This window comes from Actinosynnema sp., assembly GCF_052038725.1.
Genome location: NZ_JBQGCX010000987.1, coordinates 1 through 10,579, shown reverse-complemented (window position 1 = coordinate 10,579; position 10,579 = coordinate 1). Strand labels below are relative to the sequence as shown.

Sequence of the window (10,579 nt, the reverse complement as noted above, 5' to 3'; positions counted from 1 at the left end):
CGGCGGGACGGTGTCGGGCGGGACACCTGCGGGTGTCGCGGCTGCGGCCGGGACGTCGGCGGGCGAAGTGGTTGCGGGCGAAGTGGTTGCGGGTGGAGCGGTTCCGGCCGCGGTGGCCGGGCGCACTGCGGTCGCCGAGGTGGTGGCGGGCGGCGGTGCGGTCGCCGAGGTCGCGGCCGGGGCCGTGGAGCTGCGCGGGGTGTCGGCCGGGGTGCTGCGCGGGGTGGACCTGGTGGTGGAGCCCGGATCGCGGGTGGCGGTGGTCGGGCGGTCGGGCGCCGGGAAGTCCGCGCTGGCGCGGGTGGTCGCCGGGTTGACCGCGCCGGAGTCCGGGCGGGTGCTGCGCGGTGGCGCGGCGGCCTGCGCGTTCGAGCGCCCCGCGCTGCTGGGCGAGACCGTGGGCGCGGCGGTGGCCTACGGGACGGCGGCGTCCCCGGAGCGGGTCGAGCGCGCCTGCCGGGCCGCGCAGGTGCACGACGTGGTGGTGCGCCTCCCCCTCGGCTACGCGACGCCGCTCGCCGACACCCCCCTGTCCGGCGGCGAGGCGCAGCGGCTCGGGCTGGCGCGCGCGGTGGTGCGCGACCCCGAGGTGCTGGTGCTGGACGACGCGACCGCGAGCCTGGACACCGTCACCGAGGCCACCGTGGAGAACGCGCTGGAGACGGCCCTGCCCGGCCGCACCCGGATCGTGGTGACGCACCGCGCGGCGACGGCGGCCCGCGCGGACTCGGTGGTGTGGCTGGAGGACGGGCGGGTGCGCGGGACCGGCGACCACGGGCGGCTGTGGCTCGACCCGGACTACCGGGCGGTGTTCGGGTGAGCGGCAGACCGGGCGCGCCCGCGCGGGAACGCGCCGCAGGAGGAACCCCTGCCCCGCGAGCACTTCCGGCGCGCGGGAACCCGCGCCACCGCCCGGCCGCCCGCGACCCCCGTGAAGCAGGCGCCTCCCCGCTCGCGCCCCACCTCCCCCGCACGTCCCCCACCCCCGAGGCGGTGCAGTCATGAGGTCCTACCTGGCCGCGTTGGCCGGTCAGCGGCGCGGGGTGCTGGTGCTGCTGGTGTGGTCGCTCGTCGAGGGCGTGCCCGCGCTGCTGTCCGGGCGGCTGGTCGCGCTGGCCGTCGACCGGGGGTTCGCGGTCGGGGACCTGGGGGCCGGGGTGCTGTGGCTGCTGGGGTTCGCGGCCGTCGCGGTGGCGGGCGCGGTCGGGCGGCGGCAGGTGTACCGGGGGCTCGGGGTGGTGGTCGAGCCGTTGCGGGACGCGCTGGTCACCGAGGTGGTGCGCGGGGTGCTGCACGGCGGGCGCTCGCACCGGCGGACGCCGGACGCGGGCGCGGTCGCCCGGATCACCCGGCACGTCGAGGTCGTGCGGGACGCCACAGCCGGGCTGCTGGTGCAGGCGCGCGGGCTGCTGGTGACCACGGTCGCCGCGCTGGTCGGGCTGGCCACGGTGGTCGACGGGCTGGCGTGGGCGGTGGTGCTGCCGGTGCTGGTGTCGCTGGTGCTGTTCGCGGCGCTGCTGCCGTCGCTGGCGCGCGGGCAGCGGGCGCTCGTGCTGGCCGAGGAGGACACCGCCGAGAACTCCGGCGCGGTGCTGCTCGGGGTGCGGGACGTGGTGGCGTGCGGCGCCGGGGACGAGGCGCTGGGCGGGATCGCGCGGCGGGTCGACGCGCAGGCGGGCGCCTCGGTGCGGCTCGCCCGGTCGGCGGCGCTGCGCGGGGTGGTGATCGGGCTCGGCGGGTTCGCGCCGGTGGTGCTGCTGGTGCTGCTCGCGCCGGGCAGCGGGCTGTCGGCGGGCGGGCTGCTCGGGGCCGTGGTGTACCTGGGGACCAGCGTGCGGCCCGCGCTGTCCGGGCTGGCCGACGTGGCCACGACCGTGCTGCTGCGCCTGGTGGTGGCGCTGCGCAGGCTCGCCGAGACCGCGCCCGTCGCGGTCGGCGGCGGCGACCTGGAACCGGCGGGCGCGGACGTGGTGCTGCGCGGGGTGACGTTCGGCTGGGGCGAGCGGGCCGAACCGGTGGTGCGGGACCTGGACCTGGCGCTCGCGCCCGGCGACCACCTGGCGGTGGTGGGGCCCAGCGGCATCGGGAAGTCCACGCTCGCCGGGCTGGTGACCGGGCTGGTCGCGCCGCGCGCGGGCCGGGTGCTGCTGGGCGGGGTCCCGGTGCACCTGGTGCGGCCGGAGGTGCGGCGGGAGCGGGTCGCGCTGGTGCCGCAGGAGACCTACCTGTTCGCCGGGACCGTGCGGGAGAACCTGGCGCTGCTCGCCCCGGACGCGGACGACGCCGCGCTGCTGCGGTCGGTGGAGGCGGTCGGGGCCGGGGCGGTGGTGCGGCGGCTCGGCGGGCTGGACGGGGAGGTCGCGGCGGGCGGAGCGTCGGGGCTGTCCGCCGGGGAGGCGCAGCTGCTCGCGGTGGCGCGGGTGCACGCGTGCCCGGCGGACGTGGTGCTGCTGGACGAGGCCACCTCCAGCCTGGACCCGGCGGCGGAGGCCGTGGTGGAGCGGGCCTTCGCGGCGCGCGGCGGGGTGCTGGTGGTGATCGCGCACCGGCTGTCGTCGGCGCTGCGGGCGGACCGGGTGCTGGTGATGGACGGCGGACCGGCGCTGCTGGGCGGGCACGCGGAGCTGGTGGCCGCCTCACCGGCCTACGCGAACCTGATGGCCGCCTGGGAGGGCCCGAGGGCCGTCGCGGGCTGAGCGGTCGGACCGGTCCGGCGGCGCGGGATCAGGCCGCCGACCGCGTCCGCCGGGAGGGCGCCGGATCGGCGGAAAGCTCGTGCTGCCAACGAATTCGCCCCGACCGGGGGATCCGGTGTCCGGGGCGCGCGGCACGCGGTCGACGACCGCTTCGGCGCCACGCCCAGGGATCGCGCACTGGGACCGCGTTCTGGGCCCCGTGTCCTGGGACCGCGTTCTGGGACCGCGCCGCGCGGAAACCCGGTCCTGCCGGGGAATCCACACCGGGAGCGCTCCCGGAACCTCGGCACGCCGGTACCCGGCGCCACCGCGGGGGTGTGCCGGGTGCGGCGTCAGCCGACTCGGTGCAGCCAGGTCACGGGGGCGCCGTCACCGGCCCTGCGGAACGGCTCCAGCGCGTCGTCCCACGCCGCGCCGAGCAGCTCGTCCACGTTGTGCGCGAACGACTCCCCGCCCCGGCTGCGGGCGGCCAGCGACCTGAGCTGGTCCTCCGAGACCACGATGTCCCCGTTCGCGCTGGTCCGCGCCTGCCACAGGCCGAGGATCGGCGCGAAGCAGTAGCGGACCCCGTCGACTCCGGGACTCGGGTCCTCGGTCACCTCGAACCTGAGCATCGGCCACGCGCGCAGCGCGGACGCGAGTCTGGCGCCTGTGCCGGCGTCCCCGGTCCAGGCGCACTCGGCGCGCAGTTGCCCCGGCGCCGCGGGTTGCGCAGTCCACTTGAGGTCCACCCGATCGCCGAGTGCGCCAGAGAGAGCCCACTCGACGTGCGGACAGACCGCGGACGGCGACGAGTGGACGTAGACCACGCCACTGGTGCTGCCACGGGTGCTCACAGCTGACCTCCGCTACTCGACGAGGGACGTCTTCCCCTACGACCTCTCGACCACGGAAGATCATGCGAATTCCCGACCCGGCCATTCTGCCCGCTGCGGGTGCGGTCCGCCAGAAGAACCAGCACAAGCGTCACCCGGCCGTGGTGGATACAGGTCTTTCGACCCTGAAACGCGATCTGCCCCACGGCCCGCCGGTCCGGTCGATCACGGTACGGGGTTGGGCGCGCACGGGGCGCTGATGACACGCCGATCATCACCCGACCCCCGATCGTGGGGCGCGTTCGAGTGATGCCGCTCACTGAACGCCGGAACCCGCGCACCTCGCGGCCCGGTGCACCCCGACGGGGCTACGGTGTCCGATCGTGGTGAACGGGGTGGTCGAGTGCGGTTGATCCGATTGGGGAACCAGCCCTCCAGGGTCGGCGCGGACGTGCGGGCGGCGCTCAGCGCGTGGGGACCCGGCGGCTCGGTGCTGGGCGGCTTCGCCCTGCTGGGCGCGCAGCCGCCGGACTGCCCCCGGCCGCTGGACGCGGTCGTGGTGCTGCCGCGCGGCGTGCTGGTCGTGGTCGGCGTCGACCTGCCCGAGCCCGCGCTGAAGCTGGAGGCCCCGCTGTCGGGCCAGTGGAAGACCGACGGCTGGCCGCTGAACCACCCGGCGGGCGCGACCAGCCCCGCGCAGGAGGCCCTGGAGGCGGCGCAGGCGGTGGCGCGGCGCATCCAGGACATGCGCGGCGAGCCGCTGCCGGTGACCACCGTCGTCGCGGTCGGCCCGTACGTCGGGCAGGTCGTGCAGCCCAGCGCCGACCTGCACAAGGGCGTCCGGGTGCTGCACCCGAAGCCGACCACGCTGCTGGCCGCCGCGCGCGAGCTGGCCACCAGCGACCGCCCGTGCTCGGCGGAGCACGCGGCCAAGCTCATCGCCGTGCTCGCCCCCGTCGGCACGCCGCCGCAGCGCTCCGCGATGCTCGCCGAGGGCTTCACCGACGCGAGCGAGGACCTGGCGTCGGCCAGCACGGTGCTGCTGCCGAAGGTCCGCCCGCGGGCCGAGCCCGCCAGGCCGAGGTGGCTGCCGCAGGCCGCCGCCGGGGTCGGGCTGCTCGCGCTGGTCGGCGTGCTCACGGCGGTGGCCTCGTCCGGCGACGACTCGCAGGCCGCCGGGCCGAGCACGACCGCCTCCGCGCAGGCCGGGCCGACCGCCGTGGTGGTGGACGGGCGCAGCTTCGCGCCTCGGGGCCGGGACGGCGGGGCGGGGTGCGCCGAGCACGCGTTCGGCGACGTGCAGGCCTGGCTGGAGGCCAACGGGTGCCGGGAGCTGGCGCGGGCGCAGTACTCGACCGAGGTCGACGGGCGGGCGGCGGCGGTCGCGCTGGCCGAGGTGACGGCGTCGACGGCCGAGGGCGCGGCGGCGCTGCGCGAGGTCGCGGCGCGCGTGGGCAGCGGCGGGATCGTGCCGCTGGTCGGGGAGCGGGGGGCCTGGGAGGGCGGACCGGCGTCGTTCGACAACTCGGCGATCAGCTCGGTGGCGCGGCGGGACCGGGTGCTGGTGGCGCAGGCGGTGTGGGCGGACGGGGTGTCGGCCGCGGACGACCCGGCGCTGGTCGCGCTGGCCGAGCAGGCGCTCGGGCTGCCCGCGCGGTGACCGGCGGGCCGGTCAGCCGCCGCTGCGGACCAGGCCGACCGCGATCAGGCCGAACGCCACGTGCAGCACGATGACCATGCCCGCGATGGCGCTCAGCAGCTCGGTGCCCGGCCTGCCGACGAGCGCGCCGCAGGAGAACAGCCAGCCGGCCACCGCGACGGCGAAGCCCGCGGCGAGCACGGTGGCGGGGACGTGGGCCAGGCAGAGCAGCGCGTCCTGCCTCGCCCGGTGGAGCGTGTGCGCGACCACCGGGAGCAGCAGGAAGCCCGGCAGGTACGCGGCGGTCGACGGGAGCGCCGGGGAAGCGGGGTCGAAGGTGGTCGCGATGACGTAGGCGCACCACAGCACCGCGGCGGACGCGAGCAGGACGGTTCCCCTGGTCATCTTCCGGAGTGTAGGGCGATCATTTCGGGCCGGGAGGACCGTTCGGGGGCGAACGGGCGCACCGGGTCGGAGCTGCAAGCGGTTGTTGACCTGGCCGTGACCGAAACGGGCCCGCGGAAATCAGAAGCGGTGTTGCCGAATTGGTCGGAGCGCGTTTTCGCGGTCGGGCGGAACGGCGCCGAAAAACCTCGACCGGAAACGCAAAGGTGCATATGCGTTTTTGGCGGCGAAAACCGGGAGGCGGCGGGGCGCCGGTGCCGGGAAACCGCGCGGTAGGGGCCGGACCGCACCCGGTCCGACCCCCGCCACCGCCCGGACGCCACCGCCCGGACGTCACCACGCAGACGTCACCGCGCGGATGCCGTGCGCGGGGCCCGAGCCGCCGCCGGGGCCCCGCCCGCCGCTCAGAGCCCGTAGGCCTCCAGCAGCCGCAGCCACACCTCGCTGATCGTCGGGTACGCCGGGACCGCGTGCCACAGCCGGTCCACGGTCACCCCGCCGACGATCGCCACGGTCGCCGCGTGCAGCAGCTCCGCCGTGTCCGGCCCGGCGAACGTCACGCCGACCAGCGTCCTGGTCGACTCGTCGACGACCATCCGCGCCTTCCCCCGGTACCCGTCCGCGTGCAGCGACGACCCGGCCACCGCGAGGTCCAGGTCGACCACGCGCACGTCCAGCCCGGCCTCGCGCGCCTGCGCCTCGGTGCGGCCGACGAACGCCACCTCCGGGTCGGTGAACACCACCTGCGGCACGGCGGTGTGGTCGGCGGTCGCGACGGCGGCCGTCCACGGCTCCGGGTCGACCGCGCCGGTGGCGATGGCCGTGCCGACCGCGCGCGCCGCGTACTTGCCCTGGTGGGTGAGCATGGCGCGCCCGGTGACGTCGCCCGCCGCGTACAGCCAGTCGACCCCGCGCACCCGCCCGGCGTCGTCCACCGGCAGCGCCTTCCCGGCCTCGAACCCGAACTGCTCCACGCCGATGCCGGTGGTCGCGGGCTTGCGGCCGGTGGCGACCAGCAGGTGCGCCGCGGTGACGTCGACGCCGTCGCCGGTCAGCCGCACCCCGCCGTCCACCGCCGCCACCGCGCGGGCCCGCGCGCCGGTCACGATCCGCACCCCGTCGGCCCGGAGCCCCTCGGCGACCAGGTCGCCCGCGAACGCCTCGAACTTCGGCAGCGGGCGCTCACCGGACAGCACCAGCGTCACCTCGGACCCGAGCCGCGCCCACGCCTGCGCCATCTCCACGCCGACCACGCCGCCGCCCAGCACCACCAGCGACTCCGGCGGCTCCTTGGCCGAGGTCGCCTCGCGGGAGGTCCAGTGCGGGGTGGAGTCCAGGCCGTCCAGCGGCGGCAGGCTCACCTCGCTGCCCGTGCACACCACCACCGCGCGCGAGGCGGTGAGCACCCGGCCGTCCACGTCCACCCGCCGCTCCCCCGCCAGCGACCCGCGCCCGCGCACCACCACGATGCCCGCGCCCTCGGCCCAGGACACCTGGCCCGCGTCGTCCCAGTGCGAGGTGAAGGAGTCCCGCCTGGCCAGCACGGCGGCCGGGTCGAGCCGGTCCCCCACCGGCACGCCCGGCACCCGCTTGGCCGCCGCCAGCGCGTGGCCGGGGCGCAGCAGGGCCTTGCTGGGCATGCAGGCCCAGTAGGAGCACTCGCCGCCGAGCAGGTCCGCCTCCACCAGCGCGGTGCGCAGCCCTGCGGCGGCGGTCCTCGCGGCGGCGTTCTCGCCCACCGGGCCGCCACCGATCACGATCACGTCGAAGTTGTCACCCGTCACCGGTCCACCCCACACCGGGTGGACCGGCACGACAAGTCAGGGGGTCGGGTCAGGCGGGGTCGAAGACGCCGGACAGCATCCGGAGGATCACCCCGTTGGCGGTCCGCAGCACCTGGGGCCGCTCGTCGGGCGCGACCCGCTCGGCCAGCTTGAACAGGGCGTCGGCGGTGTGGGCGACCATCCGGAAGGTGAGCGCGACGGGCGCGTCGCCGCGCACCGGGTACCGGGTGAGGAAGAGCTCGGCCAGGCGCTCGGCCATGAGCTCGTACTGGTCGATGCTGGAGTCGAGGGTGTGCCCGTCGTGCAGGTCGCTGAACCGGACCCGGCCGAAGCCCGGCGCCTCCACCAGCATCCCGAGGTAGATGCCGATGACCTGGGCGACGGCCTCGCGCCAGTCGTCGGAGAGCCCGCCCGCGGAGAAGACGTTCTCGACCTTGCCGAGGTAGTCCTGCATCCCGCGCAGCGCGAGCGCGTGCACAACGGACCGCTTGTCCGGGAAGTACTGGTAGAAGGAGCCGATCGGCACGCCCGCGCGCTCGACGATGCGGGCTGTGGTGATGTCGTCGTAGTCGTGCTCGTTCAGCAGCGACGCGCAGGCGTCCAGAATGGCGGTGACCGTGGCCGCACCGCGCTGCTGAACGGGTTGACGGCGCATCACCTTGGCTAAGCGCTTTACGGCGGGATTGTCATGCACCGGGTCATCTTGGTGGATGCGGACCGCTGAACCCAAACTTCCTACGCGATTGTGACCGAAGGACGTGAACAGGTTTCGCATAGTTGCCGTGGCAATAACCGCGCTTTGCGGTCGGGTCACCGGCGACCGGCGCGCTCACCGGCCCTCGGCCCGCTTTCGGCGGACGGGGTTTCGGCGGGGGTGTCGGCGCGCGGGGTTTTCAGGGGGTGGGCGGAGTCGTCACCGGGGGTGCGCGGGAGCGGGGCGGTGGCGGCGGGCGCCGCAGGTGTGAACGCCGGGGCGGGGGTGTGGACGGGCGGGGTGGTCGCCGCGGCCCGCGGGGCGCCTGCGGGCGAGGCCGCCGACGCCGGTCCGGCGGGGCTCGGCGCGCTCTCGGCGGCGTCCGCCCGGACCGGGGTGATCGGGGCGCGCGGGCGCGGGGGCCGGGTCACGTACGGGCTCAGCAGGCCCGCCACGGCCAGGCCCGGCGCGACCAGCGGCACCACGGCGGCCAGCGCGAGCGCGGTCGACCCGGCGCGCAGCACGTCGCGCGGGATCAGCGCGACCCGGTCCACCACGAACGCCCGCCTGCCGGGGAGCGACAGCACCACCACGACCAGCAGGAACCCGCCGAGCGCGAGCAGCGCGTGGCGGACCGCGCCGTAGCCGACGGACTCGGCGGCCAGCATCACCGCGACCCAGCCGAGCAGCGCCCGCCCCTGCCTGCGCTCGGTGGTGACCGCCCACAGCAGCCCGCCCACGACCGCGAGGAACCCGGTGCGCCCGCCGCACCAGTCGGCCACCGCCTCCAGCCAGCCCACCGGGACGCCCGCCCAGCGCGCCGCCGACGCGACCACGTCCAGCGGGCTCGGCCGGTGCAGCACCTGGCCGACCACCCAGGCCAGCGACCACACCGACACCACCGCCGCCGCGACGAGCTGCCAGCGGGGGCGGGCCACGGCGCAGCGGCACAACCGGACGAGTTCCCGCCGATGCTCCTTCACCCGTGCCAGCCTGCCGCCGGTGCTCCTCCCGGACAGCAGGTGTCACCCTGGTGCGCGACCGATGCCGCCCTTCGGGCGATCGATGATCACCGGCCGTGGTGGGTGCTCCAGCTGGGCAGGCCGCTGAGGTGCTCGTACACCTGGTAGACGCCGCTGTGGTCGGCCTGGTCGAGGCCGAGCGCGCACATCGCGGTGTACAGCTGGGCGACGGTCGCGGTGACCGGCAGCGGCACCCCGGACGCGCGGGCGGTCTCCATGGCGAACCCGAGGTCCTTGAGCTGGTTCGCCGCCGACCCGCCGGGGGTGTAGTCGCCGGTCAGCCACTTCTCCCGCTTGACCTCCAGCGCCCGCCCGCCCGCGAGACCGCCGGAGAGCACCTCCAGCACCAGCTCGGGGTCGAGGCCGTTCTTGCCGGTCAGGGCGAGGGCCTCGGAGATCGCGGCGAGCGTGGCGGCCACGACGACCTGGTTGCCCGCCTTGGTGAGCTGGCCTGCGCCGAGCGGGCCCATGTGGCGGACGGTGGTGCCGAGCGCGGTCAGGTAGGGGCGCAGCCGCAGCACGTCGTCGGCCTGGCCGCCGACCATGACGCTCAGGGTGCCCGCCTCGGCGCCGACGTCGCCGCCGGACACCGGCGCGTCGACCACCCGCACGCCGAGCGGGGCCAGCTCCGCGCCCAGCTCGCGCACCCCGGTGGGGGACACCGTGCCCATGACGACCAGCAGCGGGTTCGTGGTGCCCGCGCGCCGCCAGCCGTCGAGCAGCCCGGCGCCGGAGGTGGCGGGCCACGGGCTCACCGCGGGGCCGGGACCGCTGCCGTTCGGCTCGTGCGCCGGGTCGGCGCCACCCGGCTGCTGCGGGATGCCTGCCCGACCGGGCGGGCCGCCGTGCAGCACCTCGAGGACCTGCGGCAGGTCGGGGAGCACCGTGAGCACCACGGGCAGGGCGGCGTCGGCGGGCGTGGCGGCCGAGGTGGCGCCGAGCGCCCGCGCGGAGCCGTCCTTGCCGGGCGTGCGGTTCCAGACCGTGACCGGGAAGCCGGCGCGCGCGAGGTTCCGGGCGATGGGGAGCCCCATCGCACCCATGCCGAGCACGGACACCGGGTCATGGCGCACCGGGCCAGCCTACGACCGCCCGCCCGATCGGGCCCGGTCAGCGATCACCCCCGAGCACCCCGCTCACCCGACCGGCGGCCCACCCGCTCACCCGCCCGACCTCCGCCGGGCGGACGACGGCCCCCGCCACCGAACCACCACGCCCAGGCCGCCCACCCCCCGCCCCACGACCGCGAACCGCCGCGCGGAACTCCCGAGGGCGGGTCCGCGCAGGCCGCCAGCCGCACCGGAGCACGGGCGAGCGGGCACACCCCCGGTTCACCCGCACCGACGAGCGCGCTCCCCGAAGGTGTCCTGCGGGCGGGCGCCACGAGCGGACCCCGCGGGCACGTCACGTGGACGAGGGCGCAGCCGACTACCCAAGCGCGTCCCGCAGCCGGGCACCGCGGGCGAACCCCGCGGGCGCGTCCCGCGCCGGGCGCCACCGCCGGGCTCGCCGCGAGCGGACTCC

At 76.8% G+C, this 10,579-nt stretch carries 9 protein-coding genes; 3 read left to right on the top strand and 6 right to left on the bottom strand.

Going from position 1 to position 10,579, the window contains the following annotated elements; all coding sequences use genetic code 11:
* The first annotated feature begins 112 nt into the window (after positions 1–112).
* Together ACTUAL_RS20945 and ACTUAL_RS20940 are read left to right on the top strand one after the other, a co-directional pair.
* Positions 113–820: an ATP-binding cassette domain-containing protein gene (locus tag ACTUAL_RS20945; RefSeq protein WP_440901439.1), complete on the top strand. Its 708-nt coding sequence runs from the start codon at positions 113–115 to the stop codon at positions 818–820.
* Between the two features lie 181 nt (positions 821–1,001).
* Positions 1,002–2,696 carry an ATP-binding cassette domain-containing protein gene (locus ACTUAL_RS20940; protein WP_096491950.1) on the top strand — a complete coding sequence of 565 codons (1,695 nt, stop codon included), beginning with the start codon at positions 1,002–1,004 and terminating at the stop codon, positions 2,694–2,696.
* Between the two features lie 332 nt (positions 2,697–3,028).
* Here the strand turns inward: ACTUAL_RS20940 and ACTUAL_RS20935 are convergent, their stop codons facing one another.
* Positions 3,029–3,532 carry a DUF3145 domain-containing protein gene (locus tag ACTUAL_RS20935; RefSeq protein WP_096491949.1) on the bottom strand — a complete coding sequence of 168 codons (504 nt, stop codon included), beginning with the start codon at positions 3,530–3,532 and terminating at the stop codon, positions 3,029–3,031.
* 382 nt (positions 3,533–3,914) lie between these two features.
* Here ACTUAL_RS20935 and ACTUAL_RS20930 point away from each other — a divergent pair, with 382 nt between their 5' ends.
* Positions 3,915–5,171: a hypothetical protein gene (locus ACTUAL_RS20930; protein WP_440901438.1), complete on the top strand. Its 1,257-nt coding sequence runs from the start codon at positions 3,915–3,917 to the stop codon at positions 5,169–5,171.
* A gap of 12 nt (positions 5,172–5,183) precedes the next feature.
* Here ACTUAL_RS20930 and ACTUAL_RS20925 read toward each other — a convergent pair whose 3' ends face one another.
* The 5 genes from ACTUAL_RS20925 to ACTUAL_RS20905 form a co-directional block, all read right to left on the bottom strand.
* Complete coding sequence (locus ACTUAL_RS20925; protein ID WP_096491947.1) at positions 5,184–5,555, bottom strand: hypothetical protein; 372 nt, start codon at positions 5,553–5,555, stop codon at positions 5,184–5,186.
* 404 nt (positions 5,556–5,959) lie between these two features.
* Positions 5,960–7,339, bottom strand: coding sequence for a dihydrolipoyl dehydrogenase family protein (locus ACTUAL_RS20920; RefSeq protein ID WP_096491946.1), 1,380 nt, complete (start codon positions 7,337–7,339; stop codon positions 5,960–5,962).
* Between the two features lie 49 nt (positions 7,340–7,388).
* On the bottom strand, positions 7,389–7,994 hold the full coding sequence (locus tag ACTUAL_RS20915; protein WP_096491945.1) for a TetR/AcrR family transcriptional regulator: 606 nt from the start codon (positions 7,992–7,994) through the stop codon (positions 7,389–7,391).
* Positions 7,995–8,149: 155 nt separating this feature from the next.
* A complete protein-coding gene (locus ACTUAL_RS20910) occupies positions 8,150–9,016 on the bottom strand; it encodes a hypothetical protein (protein WP_440901437.1) in 867 nt (288 codons plus the stop codon).
* Positions 9,017–9,102: 86 nt separating this feature from the next.
* Positions 9,103–10,128 (bottom strand): NAD(P)-dependent oxidoreductase, encoded by a 1,026-nt coding sequence (locus tag ACTUAL_RS20905; RefSeq protein ID WP_440901436.1) that lies wholly within the window; start codon positions 10,126–10,128, stop codon positions 9,103–9,105.
* Positions 10,129–10,579: the final 451 nt, after the last annotated feature.

What these genes read in the sequence shown, in the direction of transcription:
- ACTUAL_RS20925 (WP_096491947.1), bottom strand. Translation starts at nt 5,555, where the DNA reads ATGACCAGGGGAACCGTCCTGCTCGCGTCCGCCGCGGTGCTGTGGTGC.
- ACTUAL_RS20940 (WP_096491950.1), top strand. Translation starts at nt 1,002, where the DNA reads ATGAGGTCCTACCTGGCCGCGTTGGCCGGTCAGCGGCGCGGGGTGCTG.
- ACTUAL_RS20915 (WP_096491945.1), bottom strand. Translation starts at nt 7,994, where the DNA reads ATGCGCCGTCAACCCGTTCAGCAGCGCGGTGCGGCCACGGTCACCGCC.